This window comes from Kineococcus sp. R86509 (assembly GCF_042466365.1).
GTDB lineage: Bacteria > Actinomycetota > Actinomycetes > Actinomycetales > Kineococcaceae > Kineococcus.
On sequence record NZ_JAXHCE010000001.1, the window covers coordinates 4,705,800 to 4,727,060 of the forward strand.

The 21,261-nt window shown below is 72.9% G+C and carries 23 protein-coding genes; 15 read left to right on the top strand and 8 right to left on the bottom strand.

Annotated elements, in window-relative coordinates; genetic code table 11:
• Nucleotides 1-25 precede the first annotated feature (25 nt).
• Genes SJY07_RS22955 through SJY07_RS22965 form a run of 3 tightly spaced genes read left to right on the top strand, consistent with a single transcriptional unit; the run spans nt 26 to nt 4,501 of the window.
• A complete protein-coding gene (locus SJY07_RS22955) occupies nt 26-2,716 on the top strand; it encodes a GNAT family N-acetyltransferase (RefSeq protein WP_380161674.1) in 2,691 nt (896 codons plus the stop codon).
• A gap of 46 nt (nt 2,717-2,762) precedes the next feature.
• On the top strand, nt 2,763-3,359 hold the full coding sequence (locus SJY07_RS22960) for a DUF5998 family protein (protein ID WP_328291917.1): 597 nt from the start codon (nt 2,763-2,765) through the stop codon (nt 3,357-3,359).
• Between the two features lie 2 nt (nt 3,360-3,361).
• Nucleotides 3,362-4,501, top strand: coding sequence for an alkaline phosphatase family protein (locus tag SJY07_RS22965; RefSeq protein ID WP_380161675.1), 1,140 nt, complete (start codon nt 3,362-3,364; stop codon nt 4,499-4,501).
• Here the strand turns inward: SJY07_RS22965 and sepH are convergent, their stop codons facing one another.
• The gene (sepH, locus tag SJY07_RS22970) at nt 4,502-5,611 is read right to left on the bottom strand and encodes a septation protein SepH (protein WP_380161676.1); all 1,110 of its coding nucleotides are present in this window, start codon (nt 5,609-5,611) and stop codon (nt 4,502-4,504) included.
• Nucleotides 5,612-5,717: 106 nt separating this feature from the next.
• Here sepH and SJY07_RS22975 point away from each other — a divergent pair, with 106 nt between their 5' ends.
• Together SJY07_RS22975 and SJY07_RS22980 are read left to right on the top strand one after the other, a co-directional pair.
• Nucleotides 5,718-6,848, top strand: coding sequence for a ferrochelatase (locus tag SJY07_RS22975; protein ID WP_328291914.1), 1,131 nt, complete (start codon nt 5,718-5,720; stop codon nt 6,846-6,848).
• Nucleotides 6,845-7,687 (top strand): inositol monophosphatase family protein, encoded by an 843-nt coding sequence (locus tag SJY07_RS22980; protein WP_328291913.1) that lies wholly within the window; start codon nt 6,845-6,847, stop codon nt 7,685-7,687. The genes SJY07_RS22975 and SJY07_RS22980 overlap by 4 nt, the downstream gene beginning before the upstream one ends.
• 50 nt (nt 7,688-7,737) lie before the next feature.
• Here SJY07_RS22980 and SJY07_RS22985 read toward each other — a convergent pair whose 3' ends face one another.
• A complete protein-coding gene (locus tag SJY07_RS22985; RefSeq protein WP_380161677.1) occupies nt 7,738-7,995 on the bottom strand; it encodes a hypothetical protein in 258 nt (85 codons plus the stop codon).
• Nucleotides 7,996-8,394: 399 nt separating this feature from the next.
• On the opposite strand from SJY07_RS22985, the gene SJY07_RS22990 reads away from it, so the two are divergent.
• Complete coding sequence (locus tag SJY07_RS22990; RefSeq protein WP_328291911.1) at nt 8,395-8,691, top strand: DUF4193 domain-containing protein; 297 nt, start codon at nt 8,395-8,397, stop codon at nt 8,689-8,691.
• On the opposite strand, the gene SJY07_RS22995 is transcribed toward SJY07_RS22990, so the two are convergent.
• Entirely contained in the window at nt 8,666-9,139 is a 474-nt protein-coding gene (locus SJY07_RS22995) for a DUF3093 domain-containing protein (protein ID WP_380161678.1), read from the bottom strand. The genes SJY07_RS22990 and SJY07_RS22995 overlap by 26 nt on opposite strands.
• An 84-nt stretch (nt 9,140-9,223) precedes the next feature.
• On the opposite strand from SJY07_RS22995, the gene dut reads away from it, so the two are divergent.
• Genes dut through SJY07_RS23015 form a run of 4 tightly spaced genes read left to right on the top strand, consistent with a single transcriptional unit; the run spans nt 9,224 to nt 11,641 of the window.
• The gene (gene dut / locus SJY07_RS23000; protein ID WP_380162488.1) at nt 9,224-9,691 is read left to right on the top strand and encodes a dUTP diphosphatase; all 468 of its coding nucleotides are present in this window, start codon (nt 9,224-9,226) and stop codon (nt 9,689-9,691) included.
• Nucleotides 9,688-10,506 (top strand): DUF3710 domain-containing protein, encoded by an 819-nt coding sequence (locus tag SJY07_RS23005; protein WP_380161679.1) that lies wholly within the window; start codon nt 9,688-9,690, stop codon nt 10,504-10,506. The genes dut and SJY07_RS23005 overlap by 4 nt, the downstream gene beginning before the upstream one ends.
• A gap of 56 nt (nt 10,507-10,562) precedes the next feature.
• The gene (locus tag SJY07_RS23010) at nt 10,563-10,964 is read left to right on the top strand and encodes an OB-fold nucleic acid binding domain-containing protein (RefSeq protein WP_380161680.1); all 402 of its coding nucleotides are present in this window, start codon (nt 10,563-10,565) and stop codon (nt 10,962-10,964) included.
• Entirely contained in the window at nt 10,961-11,641 is a 681-nt protein-coding gene (locus SJY07_RS23015; protein WP_380161681.1) for a DUF3159 domain-containing protein, read from the top strand. Before SJY07_RS23010 ends, SJY07_RS23015 begins: the two co-directional genes overlap by 4 nt.
• 8 nt (nt 11,642-11,649) lie before the next feature.
• On the opposite strand, the gene SJY07_RS23020 is transcribed toward SJY07_RS23015, so the two are convergent.
• From SJY07_RS23020 to SJY07_RS23030, 3 genes are read right to left on the bottom strand one after another with little or no spacing between them, the layout of a single operon-like run.
• Nucleotides 11,650-12,036, bottom strand: coding sequence for a DUF1801 domain-containing protein (locus SJY07_RS23020; protein ID WP_380161682.1), 387 nt, complete (start codon nt 12,034-12,036; stop codon nt 11,650-11,652).
• Nucleotides 12,033-12,692 (bottom strand): TrkA family potassium uptake protein, encoded by a 660-nt coding sequence (locus SJY07_RS23025; RefSeq protein ID WP_328291904.1) that lies wholly within the window; start codon nt 12,690-12,692, stop codon nt 12,033-12,035. The genes SJY07_RS23020 and SJY07_RS23025 overlap by 4 nt, the downstream gene beginning before the upstream one ends.
• Nucleotides 12,692-13,357 carry a potassium channel family protein gene (locus SJY07_RS23030; protein ID WP_380161683.1) on the bottom strand — a complete coding sequence of 222 codons (666 nt, stop codon included), beginning with the start codon at nt 13,355-13,357 and terminating at the stop codon, nt 12,692-12,694. The genes SJY07_RS23025 and SJY07_RS23030 overlap by 1 nt, the downstream gene beginning before the upstream one ends.
• Nucleotides 13,358-13,429: 72 nt before the next feature.
• Between SJY07_RS23030 and SJY07_RS23035 the strand changes: the two genes are divergently transcribed.
• The gene (locus SJY07_RS23035; RefSeq protein WP_328291902.1) at nt 13,430-15,463 is read left to right on the top strand and encodes an APC family permease; all 2,034 of its coding nucleotides are present in this window, start codon (nt 13,430-13,432) and stop codon (nt 15,461-15,463) included.
• Entirely contained in the window at nt 15,460-16,803 is a 1,344-nt protein-coding gene (locus SJY07_RS23040) for a class I SAM-dependent RNA methyltransferase (protein ID WP_380161684.1), read from the top strand. Before SJY07_RS23035 ends, SJY07_RS23040 begins: the two co-directional genes overlap by 4 nt.
• 2 nt (nt 16,804-16,805) lie before the next feature.
• On the opposite strand, the gene SJY07_RS23045 is transcribed toward SJY07_RS23040, so the two are convergent.
• Nucleotides 16,806-16,988 (bottom strand): hypothetical protein, encoded by a 183-nt coding sequence (locus SJY07_RS23045; protein WP_328291900.1) that lies wholly within the window; start codon nt 16,986-16,988, stop codon nt 16,806-16,808.
• 28 nt (nt 16,989-17,016) lie between these two features.
• Nucleotides 17,017-17,358 (bottom strand): hypothetical protein, encoded by a 342-nt coding sequence (locus SJY07_RS23050; RefSeq protein WP_380161685.1) that lies wholly within the window; start codon nt 17,356-17,358, stop codon nt 17,017-17,019.
• A gap of 131 nt (nt 17,359-17,489) precedes the next feature.
• Between SJY07_RS23050 and SJY07_RS23055 the strand changes: the two genes are divergently transcribed.
• The 3 genes from SJY07_RS23055 to SJY07_RS23065 all read left to right on the top strand — a co-directional run bounded on the left by SJY07_RS23055 (nt 17,490) and on the right by SJY07_RS23065 (nt 21,193).
• Complete coding sequence (locus tag SJY07_RS23055) at nt 17,490-17,864, top strand: YidH family protein (protein WP_380161686.1); 375 nt, start codon at nt 17,490-17,492, stop codon at nt 17,862-17,864.
• The gene (locus SJY07_RS23060; protein WP_380161687.1) at nt 17,861-18,211 is read left to right on the top strand and encodes a DUF202 domain-containing protein; all 351 of its coding nucleotides are present in this window, start codon (nt 17,861-17,863) and stop codon (nt 18,209-18,211) included. Before SJY07_RS23055 ends, SJY07_RS23060 begins: the two co-directional genes overlap by 4 nt.
• A gap of 132 nt (nt 18,212-18,343) precedes the next feature.
• Nucleotides 18,344-21,193: an aconitate hydratase gene (locus SJY07_RS23065; RefSeq protein WP_380161688.1), complete on the top strand. Its 2,850-nt coding sequence runs from the start codon at nt 18,344-18,346 to the stop codon at nt 21,191-21,193.
• Nucleotides 21,194-21,261: the final 68 nt, after the last annotated feature.

Below are 21,261 nucleotides of genomic sequence, written 5' to 3' on the forward strand. Positions count from 1 at the left end.
CCCCCATCGTCCTAGGATCACCACCATGCCGCTGCCGCCTGTGGGTTACCCGACCCGGTGGGAGGCCGACGTGGCCCTGCGGGACGGTGGTACGGCGCACGTGCGCCCCATCCGGCCGGACGACGCCGACCTGGTGGCCGACTTCCACGTCCGCCAGTCCGACGAGTCCCGCTACTTCCGCTTCTTCGCCCCGATGCCGCGCCTCTCGCGTCGTGACCTCGCCCGCTTCACCCAGGTCGACCACGTCGACCGGGTCGCGCTGGTGGCGACCGTCGGTGACGACATCGTCGGCATCGCCCGCTTCGACGCGGCCCCCGTGCGACCCGGCAAGCCCCGCTCGGCCGAGGTCGCCTTCAACATCTCCGACGCCCACCAGGGCCGCGGGCTCGGCTCGGTCCTGCTGGAGCACCTGGCCGCCGCGGCCCGCGAGCGCGGGATCCGCCGGTTCACGGCCGACGTCCTGCCGCAGAACGCGAAGATGATCGGGGTCTTCCGCGAGGCCGGGTTCGAGGTCCGCCAGGGCTACTCCGACGGCGTCCTGGAGGTCTCCTTCGACATCGACCCGACCCAGCGCTCCCTCGACGTCATGCGGGCCCGCGAGCAACGCGCGGAGTCGCGCAGCGTCACGGCGCTGCTCTCCCCGTCCTCGGTCGTCGTGATCGGGGCCCGGCGCACCCCCGGCACGGTGGGACACCGGTTGCTGGCCGACCTCGTGACCGGTGGGTTCACCGGTGCGATCCACGCCGTCAACCCCGCCGCGGTGGGGGAGACGCTGCTGGGGATCCCGCTGCTCGCCTCCGTGCGCGACGTCGCCGACCCCATCGACCTCGCCGTCATCGCCGTGCTGCCCGCCGCCGTCATCGAGGCCGTCAACGACTGCGCCGCAGCGGGTGTGCGTGGCATCGTCGTGGTGTCGTCGGGTTTCGCCGAGACCGGCCCGGAGGGGGCGGAACTGCAGCGGGAACTCGTCCGCATCGCCCGGGCGAACGGCATGCGCGTCATCGGGCCGAACTCCTTCGGCGTCGTGAACACCGATCCGGCGGTCCGGCTGAACGCCTCCCTGGCCGAGGACGTGCCCCGGGCGGGGCGGTTCGGGCTGTTCAGCCAGTCGGGTGCGCTCGCCGTGACCGTCCTCAGCTCCGCGCAACGCCGGGGGCTGGGCATCTCGACGTTCGTCTCGGCGGGCAACCGGGCCGACGTGTCCGGCAACGACCTCATGCAGTTCTGGCACGACGACGACGCGACGGCGGCCGTCGGCCTCTACCTGGAGAGCGTCGGGAACCCGCGCAAGTTCAGCCGGGTCGCGCGCGGGCTCGCCCGGCGCAAACCCGTCATCGTCGTGAAGTCCGGCGCGTCGGGGTTCGGCGTGCCGCCCGGGCACGCCGTGCGGGCCTCGCAGGTGCCCTTCGAGGTCGTCGACTCGATGCTGCGCCAGGCCGGGGTCATCCGCGTCGAGAACGTCCACCAGCTCTTCGACGTCGCCCAGGTGGCCGTCGAGCAGCCCCTGCCCGCGGGGTCGCGGATCGCCATCGTCGGCAACTCCGACGCCCTGGGGACCCTGGCCGCCGACGCGTGCGTCAGCTGGGGCCTGCAGGTCGTGCACGGCCCCACGGCCGTCCACCCCGAGGCCGGCGCCGAGGAGTTCACGGCCGCCCTGCGGGCCGCCTTCGCCGATCCGGAGGTCGACGCCGTCGTCGCCAGCTGGGTCCCCCCGACGGCGACCGTCGACGCGAGCGTCGCCGTCGCCGTGGCCCGCACCGCCGGTGAGGGGGGCAAGACCTGCGTGACGTGCTTCCTCGGCACCCGCTCGGTGTCCGCGACCCTCCTCGGGGTCGACGCGGGCGCTCCCGACCTGCCCGACGTCCCGACCGTCCCCAGCTTCCCGACCCCCGAGGACGCCGTCCGCGCGCTGGCGGCCGTCGTCCGCTACGCGCACTGGCGGCGCAAGGACCGCGGCCGGCCGGTGGCCCCCGAGGGCGTCGACCTCGCCCTGGCCCGGACCCTCGTCGAGGACGCCCTGCGCGAGCACCCCGGGGGGACGAACCTGAGCCGCGACGCACGGGCCGCGGTGCTGGAGGCGATCGGGGTCCCGCTGCTGCCCCGGGCCGAGGTCGACGGCGTCGAGGAGGCCGTGGCGGCCGCGGAACGCTTCGGTTGGCCCGTGGCCCTCAAGACCGTCGGCGAGGAGCTGTCGGGGCGCCAGGACCTGCGCGGGGTGCGCCTGGGGCTCTCCACCCCGGACGCGCTGCGGGACGCGGTGGGGGAGATGCGCGACGTCTTCGGCGACGGGGCCCGCACGCTGGCCGTCCAGCCGATGGCCCCCCTCGGGGTGCCCTGCCTGGTCCGCAGCGACGAGGACCCGCTGTTCGGCCCGGTGCTGTCCTTCGGGATCGAGGGCGATCCGCTGGACCTCATGGGGGACATCGCCTACCGGATCCCGCCGCTCACCGACGTGGACGTCTCCGACCTGGTCCGCTCCGTCCGGGCCGCGCCCAAGCTGTTCGGGCACCGCGGCTCCCCGCTGCTGGACGTCGACGCGCTGCAGGACGTCATCGCCCGCGTCGCGGTCGTCGCCGACGCGTTGCCGGAGATCGCGGAACTCCGCCTGTCGCCGGTGCTCGTCGCCGAGCGGGGGGTGAGCGTCCTGGACGCCGTCGTGCGGGTCGCCGCGCCCCAGGGCCGGGCCGACCCCGACCGGCGGACCCTGCCGCTGTGACCCTGCCGTTGTGAGGCGCGGCCGCAACGTGCGCGAGGATGGTGGCATGCGCGAGCGCACCGACACCCGCGAGGGCACCGACCTCCCCGCCCGACTGCTCACCGACCTCGAGCGGGCCGGCTACTACCCGACCCTCGTCGCGGACAGCCTGCGCACCGCCGTCGCCGGCGAGCCGGTCGAGTTCCACCTCGTGCACCCGGAGACGACGTTCGACGCCAACGAGGTGCGACGCCACGTCACCGTCCTGGCCACGACCCCGACCCGCCTGGTCGTGGCGCACGCCGACGACCACGCCCCCGACGAGACCGCGAGCGAGGCCTACGCGATCTGCTCGACGGAGTCGGTCCCGCTGACGAGGGTGCACTCCGTCGTGGTCTCCCAGGTCGTCACCCGACCGGCCGACCACCGCGTCGGCAGCACCCCCGCGGAGGTCAGCCTGACGCTGGGATGGGGTGCGCTGCACCGCGTCGACCTCGAACCGGCGTCGTGCCCCGACCCCGACTGCGAGGCCGACCACGGCTACACCGGGTCCCTCACCGGCGACGACCTGACCGTGCGGATCGCCGGTGCGGCCGAGGGGGCCGACGCCGTCGCCGCCGCGCTCGCCTTCGCCCGCGCGCTGTCCGCCGTCACCTCGCGCTGAGCGTGCTGCTCCCCGCCCCCGGCTACGGTCGCGACACCCTCGCCGACCTCCTCCCCGCGGTCGCCCGGGCCCTGCGGCTGCCGGACTTCGCCGACGCCTCACCCGACCTGCTCCTCCCCGGGGCGCAACGGGTCTGCCTCGTCCTGATCGACGGGATGGGCGACCTCGCCCTGCAGAGCCGGTCCGGGCACGCGCCGACGATGCGCCGCTGGCGCGCCGACGGCCTGCACCGCACCCTCACCGCCGGGTTCCCGACGACGACGGCGACCAGCATGGGTCTGCTCGGCACCGGTCTCGCCCCCGGCGGGCACGGTCTCGTCGGCTATGAGGTCCTGGACCCCGACCGGGACGTGCTGCTCAACGAACTCCAGTGGGACAGCGCGGTGGACCCGCGCCGTTGGCAACCGCACACCACGGTCTTCCAGCAGGTCGTCGCCGGCGGGGTCGACGTCGTCCGCGTGGCCCCTCCGCACTTCGACGGTTCGGGGTTGACCGAGGCCGCCCTGCGCGGCGGACGCTTCGTCGGGACCCCGGAACGCCTCGAGGCCCGCGTCGACGCCGCCGTCGCCGCGGTCCGCTCGGCCCCGCGCCAGCTGACCTACCTCTACTGGGGGAAGCTCGACCACACCGGTCACGGCTCCGGGGTCGAGTCGGGGGAGTGGACCGCGGAACTCGAACGCGTCGACGAGGCCCTGGGACAGCTGGCCCGCCGGTTGCCGAAGGGGACCCTGCTGCTCGTCACCGCGGATCACGGCATGGTCGACGTCGCCCCGCCGGACCGTCTCGACCTCGCCGCCGAACCGGAACTCCTGCGGGGTGTTCGACACGCCGGTGGAGAACCCCGGACCGTCCAGCTCTACACCGAACCCGGTGCGGCGCAGCAGGTCGCGCAGACCTGGCAGGCCCGGTTCGGGGGTTCCGCCGAGGTCGTGCTGCGCGAGCAGGCGATCGCCGCCGGCTGGTTCGGCCCCGTCGAGGAACGCGTCGCCGGGCGCATCGGCGACGTCCTCGCCGTCATGCGCGAACCGATCGCCGTCGTGAACTCCGCCCGGATGCGGCCCGAGACCCTGCGCCTGGTCGGACAGCACGGGGCGCTCTCCGACCTGGAACGCCTCGTGCCGCTGTTCAGCGTCTTCTGCTGATCAGTCCTTCTTCGTCCCGAACATGATGTCGTCCCAGCTCGGGACGCTCGGGCGCTTGGAGCCCGAGGAACCGCCGCTGCGGCCGGCGGAGCGGTTGCGGCGCCGGGGAGCGGGTTTCTCGACAGGAGCCTCCGCCGCGATCTCCGGTTCGGACTCCGGGGCCGGTTCCAGTTCCGGTTCGACGGCCTCGGGTTCCCCGGCCTCAGGTTCCTCGGCCGCAGGTTCCTCGGCTTCGACGGGTGCCGGCTCGTGGCCGGGCAGGACCGTCCGGTCCTCGAGCTCGTCGGGGGCCGAGGCCGCGGGGTGCGCCGGCGGCGGGTCGGCGGTCAGGTCGTCGACGCGCGGGGCCGATCCGGAGTTGTCGGGGGCCGGTGGCTGCGCGGACTCGGGGCGGACCCCGCGCTGGTGGTCGAGGGCGTCGAGCAGGTCGTCGGTCTGGTTGGTCCGGACCCCGCCGTCGGCCTCGACGTCGTAGACGCGCTCGCCGGCGCGGCCCTCACCGTTGACGGAGACGAGCCGACGGGCGGGCAGCGGCCCCGGTTCGCTCGGTTCCTCCTCGCTCAGCCAGCGGGCCTCGTCGTCGAGCGCGGACAGCACCCGGGCGCTCGCGTCGAACCCCCAGCGGGCGACGCGGCCACGGCCACCGGCGACGAACTCGCACTGCACCGTCCAGGACCCGTCGTCCTCGCGCCAGGCGTCCCAGCGGGCACCCTCGGGGTCGACGGCACGGGCGGAGAGGCGGGAGACCACGACGTCGTCGAGGCTGCCCGCGACCGAGGAACGCCCGTACGGCGTGCGCCGGGCGAGGCCGACCACGTGGGCCCGTTCCGCCAGGACCGGTCCCTCGTAGCGGCGGACGTGCTCCAGCGTCAGCCCACCCGCGGCGGCCACGTCCTCGGCGGTCTCCCCGGCCCGGATCCGGGCCTGGATGTCGCGGGGCCGCAGCTGCGCCTCCATCTGGATCTGCAGCTGACCCAGGCGGGCGCGATCACGGCGCACGGCCGCGCGCAACGCCTCGTCGACCCGCAACCGGTACCGGCTGCCGTCGGTCGCCACGAGCACGACGTGCTCCCCGTCGTCGTGGACCCCGACGAGCCTCAGGTCCTGCATGAGGGGCGTCCTCCCGGCTGTGTGTGGTCGATCATCATCGCGGGTGCACTCTGCCACCTCCGACCCCGGGGCGCGCACACCCGCACGGTGTGCTGAGAATGACGACGTGAGTGACGCGACCCCGTACGACGCCCTCCTGCTCCTCTCCTTCGGTGGACCCGAGGGCCCCGACGACGTGATGCCGTTCCTGGAGAACGTCACCCGCGGCCGCGGCATCCCGCGCGAACGCCTGGCCGCCGTCGCCGAGCACTACCTGCACTTCGGCGGGCGCAGCCCGATCAACGACCAGAACAAGGAACTGCTGACCCAGTTGCGCGTGGAGCTCGACGCCCGGGGGCTCGGTGGGCTGCCGCTGCTCTGGGGCAACCGCAACTGGGAGCCCTACGTCACCGACGTCCTGCGCGAGGCGCACGAGGCCGGGGCCCGCAAGGTGCTCACCGTCTTCACCAGCGCCTACTCCTCCTACTCCAGCTGCCGGCAGTACCGCGAGGACCTCGGGAAGTCGCTGCAGGCCCTGGCCGAGGAGGGGCGCGAACTCGAGGTCGACAAGATCCGCCACTACTTCAACCACCCGGCCTTCACCGGGGTCAACGCCCAGGCGGTCGCCGACGCCCTCGAGGACCTCCCCGCCGAGACGCGCACCGGGGCCCGGGTGGTCTTCGTCACCCACAGCATCCCGGACGCCATGAACGACGTCTCCGGGCCGCCGGCCGCGGGTGGCGGCGCCTACGTGCGCCAGCACGAGGCCGTGGCCGCCGAGGTCGCCCGCCAGGCCTCGCTGCGGGCCGGGCACGACCTGCCCTGGGACCTCGTGTACTGCTCCCGCAGCGGCCCGCCCACCCAGCCGTGGCTGGAACCCGACGTCAACGACCACCTGCGCGCCCTGCACGCCGACGGCGTACCGGGTGTCGTCGTGGCCCCGATCGGCTTCGTCAGCGACCACATGGAGGTCAAGTTCGACCTCGACACCGAGGCCGCGGAGACCGCCGAGGAGATCGGCCTGCCCTTCTCCCGCGCGGCCACCGTCGGGGCGCACGCGCAGTTCGTCGCCGGTCTCGTCGACCTCGTCGAGGAACGCGCCGAGGAGGCCCGGGGCGGGCACCCCGCCCGACCCACCAGCGGTGCCCTCGGGGCCTCGCACACGGTCTGCCCGGTCGACTGCTGCCGCAACCTGCGGGCCGCCCTGCCGGCGGCGACCGGTGAGGACTTCCGGGCCCCCGTCGTGGCCCACGGGTGAGCCGCCCCGCACCCGACGTCGCGCAGCTGCGCGAGATCGCCGTCACGGTCGCCCTGGCCGCGGGGGAGCTGATCTCCGCGGGGCGTCCGGACCGGGTCGAGGTCGCCGCGACGAAGTCGAGCCCCACCGACGTGGTCACGGCCATGGACACCGCCTCCGAGCAGCTGCTGCGGACCGAGCTCGCCCGGCTGCGCCCCGAGGACGCCTTCCTCGGCGAGGAGGGCGGCTTCGAGCCCGGGCGCAGCGGGCTGACGTGGGTCGTCGACCCGATCGACGGCACCGTCAACTACCTCTACGGCCTACGGGCCTACGCGGTGAGCGTCGCGGTCGTCCTCGACGAGGAATCACCCGAACGGCCCGACCCGGCGACGTGGACGGTGCTGGCCGGAGCCGTCGTCGACCCCTCCCAGGCGGAGACCTGGACGGCGGCCCGGGGCCTGGGGGCGACGTTGACCGACAGCCGGGGAACGCGGCGCCTCACCACCTCCGCCGGACCCCGGCTCGGCCAGGCGCTGGTCGCCACGGGCTTCGGCTACGACGCCGGGCGCCGGGCCGAGCAGGCGGCGGTGGTGGCGCGGCTGCTTCCCCGGGTCCGGGACCTGCGGCGCGTCGGGACGGCCTCGCTCGACCTGTGCTCGGTGGCCGCGGGGCGGGTCGACGCCTACTACGAGCGGGGGCTCAACCCCTGGGACTTCGCGGCAGGGCTCCTGGTGGCCACCGAGGCCGGAGCCGTCGTGACGGACTTCGACGGGGCGCCGGCCGGCTCCCACGGACTGCTCGCTGCAGGCTCTGACCTGCACGAACACCTGCGGCAGGCCCTCGGGAACGACGAAGCCTGACCCTCGGGTCGAGGGTCAGGCTCCGGTGCGTCGAGGTGGATCTAAGCCGATCAGGCCGTCGCGCAGCTCGGGCTGGACCGCAGGTCGAGGACCCGACCGTGCTGGCGGTCCGCGAGGTAGGCCACGGTGTCGGGCAGGGCCACGTCGTGCGCGGCGGCGAGGTCCACGAGGGCCTCGAGGTCGTCCAGGAAGGCCTGAGCGAGGTCGTCGTCGCCGTTCGCGGCGGCGGAGTCGATCGTGGCGCGCGTCCGCTGGACGCGCTCGGACAGTTCGGCCACGAACGTGGGGGACGAGATGGGTTCCTGCACGGGTACGGCACCTCCCTGGACTGCTCGGGGGCCCGGCGCTCGCGGCCCGACGCTGGGCGCGTGGGACGAGCGGCCGATCGGCGGGGACGCGTTCAGCGTACGGCCCCGCGGCCCCGCGGCCAACTCCCGGGGTGTCCGTCTGTGGACGGCGGTGGACGCCCCAAAGGCGTTGTGTGAGCACGCTTGTGCACGGCGGGACGGAAGTGCGTCGTGGGGTGCGAGCGTCCTGCGACCCGCCCCGGTTCGAACTGGGCGCGCGCGTAGGTCATGATGCGTGCTCGCTCGACCACGTCCCCGGACGTCCGGGCGGGCATGGATCGAGCACGAGCGGTGTTGAGCTCGCCGCACCGGAAGTCCGGTGAGCGCACCACGAGACGGCATGGAGTGTGAGGCAGGGTCATGGCGACCGACTACGACGCACCGCGCAAGAACGACGACGAGCCCGAGGACTCCATCGAGGAGCTGAAGGCCCGGCGGACGGACAAGAGCTCGGGCACGGTCGACGAGGACGAGACGGAAGCGGCCGAGGGCTTCGAGCTGCCCGGCGCCGACCTCTCCAACGAAGAGCTGTCGGTGCGGGTCCTCCCGCGTCAGCAGGACGAGTTCACGTGCACCAGCTGCTTCCTGGTGGTGCACCGCAGTCAGCTGCACAACGCGCCCGACGGGCGCATCATCTGCAACGACTGCGCCGCCTGATCTCGGCGGCCAGCCGCTGCGGCTGACGCGTCGAGACCACCCAGTAGGGGGTGGGATCGGTCGGGTCGGCCAGGTGGATCCGCACCGCGGTGGGGATCCAGGAACGGATCGCGAGGTGGGCCCGGGCGTCCAGCCCGGGCCCCAGCGCGGCTCGCCGCTCACCCTTCGCGATGACGTCGACCTGCTCGACGACGGCGAGCGGCAGTCGGGCCCGTCCGACGCGGAACTCCGTGTCGGTCAGGCTCGTCGACCAGGACAGGCTCAACAGCACCCCGACGCCGAGCAGCGCCCCCACCACCGCGCCCACCAGGGCGCCTCTGGGGCCCCAGATCGGCAACGCGATGAAGGCACCCCCGAAGACGGCCGGCAACCACGTCAACCAGCTCGTGAAGGCCGGCCACCACCGTTCGCGGCCGTCCCACCCCGTCTCCTGCGTCACGCTCTGCACCCGGTCAGGGTCGCACGCGCGGGCGCAACGGTAGTGTCGAGCCCCGTGACCGATCAGCTCCAGCAGACCCTCGCGGTCGAGACGGTGCTCACCGTCCCCGAGGCCCTGCCGACCTACGCCCACCCGGGCGACGCCGGGGCGGACCTCACCACGCGCGTCGACGTCGTCGTCGGGCCGGGGGAGCGGGTCACCGTCCCGACCGGCGTCTCCATCGCCCTCCCCGAGGGCTACGCCGCCTTCGTGGTCCCCCGCTCCGGACTCGCCGCCAAGCGTGGTCTCACCACGCTCAACGCGCCGGGCACCGTCGACGCCGGGTACCGCGGCGAGATCCGCGTCACGCTGCACAACACCGACCTGCGCGAGGCCGTCGAGCTGCACGCGGGTGACCGCATCGCCCAGCTCGTCGTCCAGCGGGTCGAGCGGGTGCGCTTCGTCCCCGCCGCGCAGTTGCCGGAATCCGTGCGCGGCGCCGGTGGCCACGGCTCGACCGGCGGCAGCGACGCTCTTCAGACCACCCCGACCAGCAGCCCGTCCCGCGAGGAGCGACCGTGAGCCTGTTCAACCGCCGCAAGGGCAAGACCGACGCCGGTCTCGGTCCGGACCTCTCCGAGGACGAGACCGTCTCCGCGGCCGCCGGAGTCGTCGGTGACCCCGAGGCCGAGGCGGCCGCCGCCGCCGACGCCCCCGCCAAGGCCGTCGCGAGCGAGACCTTCGACCGGACCGACGGTCCCTACGACGAGTCCGAGGTCGACGAGGACGACGCCCGGCTCGCCCTCGGCGGTCTGCGCCTGGCCGGCCGCGAGGGCATGGAGCTGCGCTTCGAGGTCGAGGAGGCCACCCAGCGCGTCATCGCCGTGACGATCGGGATGAACGGCTCCACGGTCCAGCTGCAGACCTTCGCCGCGCCCCGCAGCGCCGGTGTCTGGGACGAGATCCGCGAGGAGATCGCCGCCGCCGTCGTGGCCCAGGGCGGCACCTCGGAGGAGCAGGACGGCCCGCTGGGCCGCGAACTGCTCTGCCGCCTGCCCGTGCGCACCGAGGACGGCCGCACGGCCCACCAGCCGACCCGGTTCGCCGGCATCGACGGTCCCCGGTGGTTCCTGCGCGCGGTCTTCTCCGGGCACGCCGGTCACGACGCGGCGGCGGCCGCGGAGCTCGAGGCCGTCGTCCGTGACGTCGTCGTCGTCCGCGGCGGGGAGGCCATGGCCCCGCGCGAGCTCATCCCCCTCACGCTGCCGCCCCAGCCGGAGCAGGCGGCGGCCGACGGCGAGGCCGGCGTCGAGGTCGAGGGTGCACCCGGGCAGAACGGTGGGCGCGAAGAGCTCAAGCCGTTCGAGCGCGGACCCGAGATCACCGAGGTGCGCTGAGGAACATCACCACATCGGGTGGTGTTGTTCCCTCAGACCGTGTGAAGGGGCCTATCGTGGGTGCCGTGCCGAAGTCCTCAGTGCTGAGTGCGCCGCTCTGGCGGCGTGCGCTCGCGCGTTTCACCGCTTCCGAGTCCGACCTGGCCGCCGAGGAGGCGCAGGAGGAGACCGTCCGTCAGGGCGGGACCCCGTGCGGGCAGATCCCCGACCGCACCAAGGCCTGCGTGTGCGGGACCCTGCGGTCGGTGACGTTGCGGCCCCGCGGTGGCGTGCCAGCACTGGAGGCGGAGCTGTTCGACGGTTCCGGCTCGGTGTCGCTGGTCTGGCTCGGCCGCCGCAGGATCGCCGGGGTCGAGCCCGGGCGCCGGGTGAAGGCGAGGGGTCTCGTCGCGTGCGACGACGGCCAGCGGGTGATCTTCAACCCCGTCTACGAGCTGCTCTGCTCCGAGAAGGCGTGAGTCCCTCGCCACCTCTCCCGAGCACTCCGCCCACCACCGTCGAGGACCTCGTCCGGACCCGGTTGTCGACGGCCCTGGGTGGGTGGCGAGGCCTGCTCGACTCCGCCGCGCCCGCGCTGGCCTTCCTGGTCAGCTGGCTCGTGACCCACGACCTCAAGGTCTCCGTCGGTGCCTCCCTCGCGGTCCTGCTGGTCGCCCTCGTGGCCCGCATCGCCCGTCGGGAGACCCTCCAGCACGCGCTCGGAGGGATCCTCACCACCGCGGTCGCGGCGTTCATCGCCTCCCGCACGGGACGGGCCCAGGACGTGTTCCTGCCCGGCATCCTGCTCAACCTGGGTCTGGCCGTGGTGTTCGCGCTCTCGATGCTCGCGCGGTGGCCCGTCGTGGGTTTCCTCGTCGGCGCCGTCACCGAGGACCCGACCGCCTGGCGACGTGACAAGGGCATCGTGTCGCTCTGCCAGAAGCTGACCGGGCTGCTGCTCGCCGGCTACGTCGTCCGCGCCGTCGTGCAGCTACCGCTCTACCTGAGCGGGAACACGACGGCACTGGCGATCAGCAAACTGGCCCTGGGCTGGCCGCTGCTGGTGGCAGGCATCGCGATCGCCGGACTGATGCTGCTCAAGGGGAACACCCCGCTGGCTCCCTCGGCCGATCCGGAACCCGTCGCCGAGGTCTGAGCCCCGGCTCAGCGCTTCTTCCCGGCCTTGGCCGCGTTGTGCTCGATCGCGGCGCGCACCAAGGCCTTCAGGGGTTCCACGCGCACCTCGTCGCCCTCGGAGAACTCCACGCTGCGGCGCTGGTTGCCGCCGAGTTCACCGTTGAACAACCCGTCGGGGTCGGGGAGCGAGGCGCCCCAGAGGAAACCCAGCTTCACCTTCTCCGTGAAGACGTTCCCGACGACGAGGGTCCCACCCAGCGACCACACCGGGGCACCCATGTACTTCCACTCCTCGACGATGCCGGGGTCGACGTCGAGGATCGCGGCGCGGGCCTGCGCCAGCATGTCCCCGCGCCAGCCGGCGCTCCTGGTGACGAGCTCGTCGATCTTCGCGGTGGGGGACTCGTCGCTCACGGGGTTCCCAACATGGTCCGCAGCGCCGCCTCGGCGTCGGGCACGGAGAGGAAGAGCAGGTGGTCGCCGGCCTCGAGCACGTCGTCCGGGGTGGGCGGCAGCGGGCGCTCGGAGCGGACGATCGCCACGAGAACGGTGTCCTCGGGGAAGACGACCTCGCCGACGGTGCGCCCGAGGACAGGGCTGTGCTCCTCGAGGGTGTACTCCGACATCGAGGAGCGGCCCTGCTGGAAGGTGAAGAGCCGGACGAGTTCGCCGACGCTCACGGCCTCCTCGACCAGGGCGGTCATGAGGCGCGGTGTGGACACCGCGACGTCGACGCCCCACGCCTCGTCGAAGAGCCACTCGTTCTTGGGGTTGTTCACCCGAGCGACCGTGCGCGGGACGCCGTACTCCGTCTTGGCCAGCAGCGACACCACGAGGTTCGCCTTGTCGTCGCCGGTCGCGGCGACGACGACGTCGCAGTCGGCGAGTTCGGCCTCGTCGAGGCTGGCGATCTCGCAGGCGTCGGCGAGCAGCCACTGCGCGTCGGGGACGCTGGTGATCTTCATGGCCGTGGGGCTGCGGTCGATGAGCAGCACCCGGTGACCGTTGCCGAGCAGTTCACGGGCGATGGACCGGCCGACGATCCCGGCGCCGGCGATGACGACGCGCATCAGGAACCCTCCTCCGGTGCCGCGGCGAGCACGGCGCTGGCCTGCGGCTGTCGTTCGTCGGCGACGACCACGTGGACGATGTCGCCGTCCTGGTAGGCCATGCCGCGGGTCGGGACGACCCCCTGACCCAGCCGCGTCACGTAGGCGACGCGCACCCCGGCCGCAGCCTCCAGGGCCGAGAGCGGCTTCCCGGTCCAGTCCTCGTGCACGGGCGTCTCGATGAGCACGACGCGACCCGAGGGGTCGCGGAACTCGCTCAGCGCCCCCTGGGGCACGAGCCGGCGCAGGACCTGGTCCGCCGTCCAGCGGACGGTGGCGATGGTGGGGATGCCGAGACGCTGGTAGATCTCGGCGCGGCCCGGGTCGTAGATGCGGGCGACGACGTTGTCGACGTCGAACTTCTCTCGGGCGACACGCGCGGCGAGGATGTTGGAGTTGTCCCCCGAGGACACCGCGGCGAAGGCGCCGGCCTCGTGGATGCCGGCCTCGACCAGGGTGTCGTGGTCGAAGCCGACGCCGGTCACCCTGCGCCCGGCGAAGGTCGGGCCCAGTCGGCGGAAGGCGTCGGCGTTCTGGTCGATGACCGCGACGCTGTGGCCCCGCTGCTCGACGGTGAGGGCCAGGCTCGACCCCACCCGGCCACAGCCCATGATCACGAAGTGCACGGGTCAGACGCTACCGCCTGGGGCGCGCTCCGAGCACGGCGCACACCCGGTCACCGCCTAGCATCTCCAGACGTGCCCTCTGTGACGGACGCGATCAAGCGCGTACTGGTGGGGCGGCCGTTCCGCAGCGAACGACTGTCCGAGACCCTGCTCCCCAAACGCATCGCCTTGCCCGTGTTCGCCTCCGACGCCCTCAGCTCGGTCGCCTACGCACCGGACGAGATCTTCCTGACCCTCTCGATCGCGGGGATCGCGGCCTACGCGTTCTCACCGTGGATCGCGGCGGCCGTCGTGCTGGTCATGGTGGTGGTCGTCGCCTCCTACCGCCAGAACGTCCACGCCTACCCCTCCGGGGGCGGCGACTACGAGGTCGCGACCGTCAACCTCGGCCCCAACGCCGGCCTGACGGTCGGCAGCGCGCTCCTGGTGGACTACGTCCTCACGGTGGCGGTCTCGATCTCCTCGGGCGCGCAGTACGCCGCCGCCGCGATCCCCGCTCTGCGCGGGCACGAGGCGCTCTTCGCGGTCGTGCTGGTGCTGCTGCTGATGACGGCCAACCTGCGCGGACTGCGTGAGAGTGGCGCCGCCTTCGCGATCCCGACCTACATCTTCATGTTCTCGATCCTCGGGATGGCGATCTGGGGCTTCGCCCGGCTGCTGTTCGGGGACCTGCCCGACGCGCCGAGCGCCCAGCTGGACCTGACCGCCGAGCACCACATCTCCGGGGGCCTGACCAGCGTCGCGGGGGCGTTCCTCGTCCTGCGGGCGTTCTCGTCCGGGGCGGCCGCCCTCACCGGGGTGGAGGCCATCAGCAACGGTGTCCCCGCGTTCGAGAAGCCCAAGAGCAAGAACGCGGCGACGACGCTCCTGCTCCTCGGCCTGACCAGCGTCACGATGCTCGTCAGCATCATCGCGCTGGCCCGGCTGACGGGGATCCGCTTCGCGGAGGACCCCGCCACCCAACTGCTGCGCAACGGCGTCCCCGTGGGGGGCTCCTACGTCCAGGACCCGGTGATCGGGCAGCTCGCGGCGACGGTCTTCGACCACTTCCCGGTCGCGTTCTACCTGGTGACGGCCGCGACCGGCGTGATCCTGGTGCTGGCCGCGAACACCGCCTTCAACGGGTTCCCGGTCCTCGCCTCGATCCTGGCCCGCGACGGTTTCCTGCCCAAGCAGCTGCACACCCGCGGCGACCGGCTCGCGTTCTCCAACGGGATCATCGCTCTCGCGCTCACCGCGATCGTGCTCGTCGTGGCCTTCGACGCCGAGGTCACGCGGCTGATCCAGCTCTACATCGTCGGGGTGTTCGTCTCCTTCACGATGAGCCAGACCGGCATGATCCGGCACTGGACCCGGCACCTGAAGTCGGAGACCGACCCGGCGAAGCGTTCCTCGATGAAGCGTTCGCGCGTCATCAACAGCATCGGCCTCGGGCTGACCGGTCTCGTCCTCATCATCGTGCTGCTGACGAAGTTCACCCAGGGCGCCTGGATCGCGATCCTCGCCATGGTCATCGTGTTCGTGAACATGAAGCTCATCCGTCGCCACTACACCTCGGTGAGCCGGGAGCTCGAGATCGGCCCGGACTCCAAGCCGAAGGCGCTGCCGACGGGGGTGCGCAGCGTCGTGCTCGTGTCGAAGATCCACAAGCCGACGCTGCGGGCGCTGGCCTTCGCCCGGGCCGCCAAACCCACGGAGCTGCAGGCCGTGACGGTGGCCGTCGAACCGGAGGAGAGCGCGGCGCTGCAGAAGCGGTGGGAGGAGATGGGGATCCCGATCCCGCTGACCGTGCTGGACTCCCCGTACCGCGAGATCACCCGGCCCGTCGTCGACCACGTCAAGGCGCTGCGCCAGCGGTACCCGCGCGACCTCGTCGTCGTCTACGTGCCCGAGTACGTCGTGGGCCACTGGTGGGAGACGTTGCTGCACAACCAGTCGGCGTTGCGCCTGCGCGCCCGGTTGCGCTACCAGCCCGGGGTGATGGTCGCCAGCGTCCCGTGGCAGCTCAGCAGTTCCGAGGGCCTGGAGGACCGTGTCGAACGTGCCGCCCCCGGGGTCGTGCGGCGGGGAACCTTCGGTCCCGCCCCCAGCGAGGAGATCGAATGAGCAGTCCCACCCGAGCCCGTCGGACCCGAGCGCGGGCGCCCCGCCCCGAGGCGGGCCCGGACGCCGCCGGGACCGAGGTCGAGCTCGAGGTCGGCCCGGTCGCCCACGGCGGGCACTGCGTCGCCCGGCACGAGGGCCGCGTCGTCTTCGTCCGCCACGCCCTGCCCGGGGAACGGGTCGTGGCCCGGATCACCGAGGGGGCGGCGAGCGCGAAGTTCTGGCGCGCCGACGCCGTCCGGGTGCTGCGGGCCGACCCGGCGCGGGTCGAACCGGCCTGCCCGGTGGCCCGGCCGGGGATGTGCGGGGGCTGCGACTTCCAGCACGCGACGCCGGCCAAGCAGCGGGAGCTGAAGGCCCAGGTCGTCGCCGAGCAGTTGCACCGCCTCGCCGGCCTCGACCTCGAGGTCGTCGTCGAGGAGGCGCCGCTGGCGGGGCCCGAGGGTCTGCGCTGGCGCACCCGCACCCAGTTCGCCGTCGACGCCGAGGGGCGCACCGGCCTGCGCGGACACCGCTCGCACCACGTCGTGCCCGTGCAGGACTGCCCCATCAGCACCCGGGCCGTGATCGAGAGCGGGGTCCTCGACCAGCGCTTCGGCAACGTGGAGACCGTCGAGGTCGCCGCGGGTTCCGACGGGGCGGCACCGCTGGTGGTGATCACCCCGACGCCCTCACGGCACGCCAACCTGCCGAAGCTGCCCGACGCCTCCGTGGCGGTGCGGACCCCCGAGGGACTGCACCGGGTGTCCGGCCGCACCTGGGTCGGCGAGCGGATCACCGTGCGGGGTCAGGAGCACGCGTTCCGCGTCGGCGGGGCCGGGTTCTGGCAGGTCCACCCCGCGGCCCCGGCCGTGCTGGGCGAGGCCGTGCTCGCCGCGCTCGAACCGCAGCCGGGGGAGAGCGCGCTGGACCTGTACTCCGGGGCGGGCCTGTTCACGGCCCTCCTCGCCGACGCCGTCGGTGAGGAGGGGAGCGTGCTCGCCGTGGAGGGTGAGGAACGTGCCGTGCGCGACGCCCGCCGCTCGCTGCACGGGCAGCAGCACGTCGAGCTGTGGGCCGGTTCCGTCGAGGAGTCGCTGACCGACGTGGAGCTCACGTCCCGTCGGGTCGACGTCGTCGTGCTCGACCCGCCGCGCTCGGGCGCGGGTCGCGAGGCGGTGCAGGGGATCGCAGCGCTGGGTGCGCGCGCGATCGCCTACATCGCCTGCGATCCCGCCGCGCTCGCCCGGGACACCGCGTTCCTGGCCGAGCACGGCTACGTCCTCGACGGGCTCCGCGCCTTCGACCTCTTCCCGCAGACGCACCACGTGGAGTGCGTCGCGCGGTTCGTGCCGCGCGGCTGACGTCAGGCGCGACCCGCGCGGTCGAGCTCGTCGAGACCGGCGAGCACGGACGCGAGCACGTCCTGCGCCGGCGTCTCGCCGGTGTCGGTGAGGTCGAGGACCCGGTCCCCCGTCCACCGCCCCGCGGTGTCGCGGGTGGAGTGGCGCGGGACGTAGCGGGCGGGACGGCGGGCGAGCAGCGGCACGGTGTTCTCCTGGGCGTTCGGGGCGGGGTCAGCCGAGGCGGCCGGCGGAGGCCAGCCACGCCAGCAGGACGACGGTGAAGAGGAGCGAGGCGCCGGCACCGGCCTTGGCGACCAGGGCCAGGCCGTCGACGTCGATGCGCTGCCACACCGCGCGGAGCGCGTCGAGCACCCGGGTGCGGACGTCGACGACGGGCTTGTCCGGCACGGCGCGCAGACCGGCGAGCAGCGCGGTCAGGACGGTGCCGGACTCGGCGTCGCCCAGTTCCACGGCGCGGGGGGCGCGCCGGGCGGGAAGGGCGCGGTGGGCCGCGGCGGGGCGGGTGGTGCGGGTGGCCGGCGCGGGGACGGTGCGGGGGAGGGTGGGGTGCACGGGCTGCTCCTGAGTCCGTCGGGGGGTCGTCCCCCTACTGTGCTGACCGAGCGTGATCCTTCTCAAGCCGTCAGTAGTGCGTCCGGGTGCCCCCGTCCGGGTGATCCGTCGCCGTCCGACACGTCTGGGGGATGATCGGGACCGTGAGTGACGAGAGGTTCCCGCGCAGCGTCTACGGCGTCGGTGACGAACCCGATCCGCGATTCTCGCTGGCCAACGAGCGGACCTTCCTGGCCTGGATCCGCACCTCCCTGGCCCTGCTGGCGGCGGGGGTCGCCCTGGAGGGGCTGAACCTCGCGTTGCAGCCCGGGTTCCGGTTCGCGGCGTCGGTGCTCCTCATCGTCCTCGGGCTGCTCACCCCGCTGCAGGCCTGGCGCGGGTGGGCCCGGGACGAGCGGGCGATGCGGCTCCGCGCGCCCTTGGCCTCCCCGACCCTCGCCTCGCCCCTGACGATCGGCGCGGTGCTCGCCGGGCTGCTCGTCCTCGCCGGCCTGGTCCTGCGGTGATCTTCGACGAGGGTCTGCAGCCCGAGCGGACGGCGCTCGCCTGGCGACGCAGCGCCCTGGCGCTCCTCGTGGGCTCGCTCGCCGGTGCCCGGCTGCTGGCCCCCCAGCTGGGGGTGTTCGCGCTCGTCCTGGGGGTCGTGGGCTGCGGTGCGGGCGCGTGGACCTACCTGGCGGCGCGGACGCGTTCTCGCCGGGTCACCGCCCGGCTGCTGAGCGACGGGCACCTCGGGGAGGGGCCGCACGCCGGGGTGCTCGCCGCGACCGCCGGGTACTGCACGCTCCTCGGCGTGTTCGCGCTGGTCTTCGCCGTCGACCACGGCCTGCGTGGTATCTTGACGTCGAGATAAGTGGTCGAGATGAATCCCCCGGGAGTTCCGTCGCGACGGACCCCGCGCGCGGTCCCGCCCCCGCCGGTGGGAGCATCGACACCACGCACGGATCGATGACGATGACGACGGAAGACGAGTGAGGAGCTCCCGGTGAGCAGCCACAACAGCTTCGAAGCCAAGGCTACCCTAACAGCCGCTGGAACGGATTACACGATCTTCCGTCTGGACGCGGTGGAGGGTTCGGCAAAGCTGCCGTTCAGCCTCAAGGTCCTGCTGGAGAACCTCCTGCGCACCGAGGACGGCGCGAACATCACCGCCGACCACATCCGGGCGCTCGCCGGCTGGGACCCGTCCGCGCAACCCGACACCGAGATCCAGTTCACGCCGGCGCGCGTGATCATGCAGGACTTCACCGGTGTTCCCTGCATCGTCGACCTCGCCACCATGCGCGAGGCCGTCGCCGCCCTCGGTGGCGACCCGACCAAGGTGAACCCGCTGGCCCCGGCCGAACTCGTCATCGACCACTCCGTCATCGCCGACGTGTTCGGTCGCCCCGACGCCTTCGAGCGCAACGTCGAGATCGAGTACGGCCGCAACCGCGAGCGCTACCAGTTCCTGCGCTGGGGCCAGACCGCCTTCGACGACTTCAAGGTCGTCCCGCCGGGCACCGGCATCGTGCATCAGGTCAACATCGAGCACCTGGCCCGCGTGGTGTTCCCGCGCCAGGTCGACGGTGAGCTGCAGGCCTACCCCGACACCCTCGTCGGCACCGACTCCCACACCACGATGGTCAACGGCCTCGGGGTGCTGGGCTGGGGCGTCGGCGGCATCGAGGCCGAGGCGGCCATGCTCGGCCAGCCCGTCTCGATGCTCATCCCGCGCGTCGTGGGTTTCAAGCTGTCGGGTTCCATCCCGGCGGGCGCGACCGCGACGGACGTCGTGCTGACCATCACCGAGATGCTGCGCAAGCACGGCGTCGTCGGGAAGTTCGTCGAGTTCTACGGCCAGGGCGTGGCCTCGGTCCCGCTCGCGAACCGCGCGACCATCGGCAACATGAGCCCCGAGTTCGGTTCCACCGCAGCGATCTTCCCGATCGACGACGTGACCCTGGACTACCTGCGCCTCACCGGCCGCAGCGACGACCAGGTCGCCCTGGTCGAGGCCTACGCCAAGGAGCAGGGCCTCTGGCACGACCCGAGCACCGAACCCGTGTTCTCGGAGTACCTCGAACTCGACCTCTCCACCGTCGTCCCGAGCATCGCCGGACCGAAGCGCCCGCAGGACCGCATCGTGCTGGCCGAGGCGAAGGAGGCCTTCCGCGCGGCGCTCGGCGACTACGTCGACGACGAGGTCCCCGGCGTGAACAGCGCCTCCAGCGCCCGGAGCGACACCGTCGACGCGGTGGTGGGCTCCTCCCAGGACGAGGCCAGCGCGGAGAGCTTCCCGGCCTCCGACGCGCCCTCGGCCTCCTCCAGCGACGAGCGCGACGAGCCGGCGGAACCCGGCCACGCCACCGGCCGGCCCTCGAAGCGGGTCGCCATCACGATGGACGACGGCACCGAGACCGAGATCGACCACGGTGCGGTCGCGATCGCCTCGATCACCAGCTGCACCAACACCTCCAACCCCTCGGTCATGATCGCCGCGGCGCTGCTGGCCAAGAACGCCGTCGAGCGCGGACTGAGCGTCAAGCCCTGGGTCAAGACCTCGCTCGCGCCGGGCTCCAAGGTCGTCACCGACTACTACGACAAGTCCGGGCTCACGCCCTACCTCGAGAAGCTCGGGTTCCACCTCGTCGGCTACGGCTGCGTCACCTGCATCGGGAACTCCGGTCCGCTGCCGGAGGCCGTCTCGGCCGCCGTCCAGGAGAACGACCTCGCCGTCACCGCGGTGCTCTCGGGCAACCGCAACTTCGAGGGCCGGATCAACCCCGACATCAAGATGAACTACCTGGCTTCCCCGCCGCTGGTGATCGCCTACGCGCTCGCCGGGACGATGGACTGGGACATCGACCACGACCCGATCGGCACCGACGAGTCCGGCACCGAGGTGTTCCTCAAGGACATCTGGCCCGACGCGGCCGAGGTCGAGCGGGTCATCGGCGAGGCCATCAGCAAGGACATGTTCGTCAAGGACTACGCCGACGTGTTCGCCGGCGACGAGCGCTGGCAGGGTCTGCCCACGCCCGAGGGCAACACCTTCGACTGGGACGCGGAGTCCACCTACGTCCGCAAGCCCCCGTACTTCGAGGGCATGCAGGCCCAGCCGTCGCCGGTCACCGACATCGCCGGCGCCAAGGTGCTGGCCCTGCTCGGCGACTCGGTCACCACCGACCACATCTCCCCGGCGGGTTCCATCAAGCCGGACAGCCCGGCCGGTGCGTACCTCTCCGACCACGGCGTGCAGCGCCAGGACTTCAACTCCTACGGGTCCCGACGTGGCAACCACGAGGTGATGATCCGGGGGACGTTCGCCAACATCCGGTTGAAGAACCTGTTGCTGGACAACGTCTCCGGTGGGTTCACCCGCGACTTCACCCAGGGTGGGGCGCAGGCCGCGATCTACGACGCCGCGCAGAACTACGCGGCGCAGGGCACCCCGCTCGTCGTCCTCGGCGGCAAGGAGTACGGCTCCGGGTCCTCGCGCGACTGGGCGGCGAAGGGCACCGCGCTGCTGGGCGTGAAGGCCGTCATCACCGAGAGCTTCGAGCGCATCCACCGCTCCAACCTCATCGGCATGGGCGTCATCCCGTTGCAGTTCCCGCAGGGCCAGACCGCGGCCTCGCTCGGGCTGGACGGGACCGAGAGCTTCGACATCGCCGGCATCACCGAACTCAACGAGGGCCGCACGCCCAAGACGGTGAAGGTGACCGCGACGAAGACCGACGGTGGGACGGTCGAGTTCGACGCCGTGGTGCGCATCGACACCCCGGGTGAAGCGGACTACTACCGCAACGGCGGCATCCTGCAGTACGTGCTGCGGTCGCTGACCAACGCCTGAGTTCCTCGCGATCCGCGGGCGGTCACCTCTCGAGGTGGCCGCCCGTCGTCGTGCTCGGGGTGTGGTGG

Coding starts and splice junctions, on each gene's coding strand:
- SJY07_RS22955 (WP_380161674.1), top strand. CDS start 26: ATGCCGCTGCCGCCTGTGGGTTACCCGACCCGGTGGGAGGCCGACGTG.
- SJY07_RS22960 (WP_328291917.1), top strand. CDS start 2,763: ATGCGCGAGCGCACCGACACCCGCGAGGGCACCGACCTCCCCGCCCGA.
- sepH (WP_380161676.1), bottom strand. CDS start 5,611: ATGCAGGACCTGAGGCTCGTCGGGGTCCACGACGACGGGGAGCACGTC.
- SJY07_RS22990 (WP_328291911.1), top strand. CDS start 8,395: ATGGCGACCGACTACGACGCACCGCGCAAGAACGACGACGAGCCCGAG.
- SJY07_RS23025 (WP_328291904.1), bottom strand. CDS start 12,692: ATGCGCGTCGTCATCGCCGGCGCCGGGATCGTCGGCCGGTCCATCGCC.
- SJY07_RS23040 (WP_380161684.1), top strand. CDS start 15,460: ATGAGCAGTCCCACCCGAGCCCGTCGGACCCGAGCGCGGGCGCCCCGC.
- SJY07_RS23055 (WP_380161686.1), top strand. CDS start 17,490: ATGATCGGGACCGTGAGTGACGAGAGGTTCCCGCGCAGCGTCTACGGC.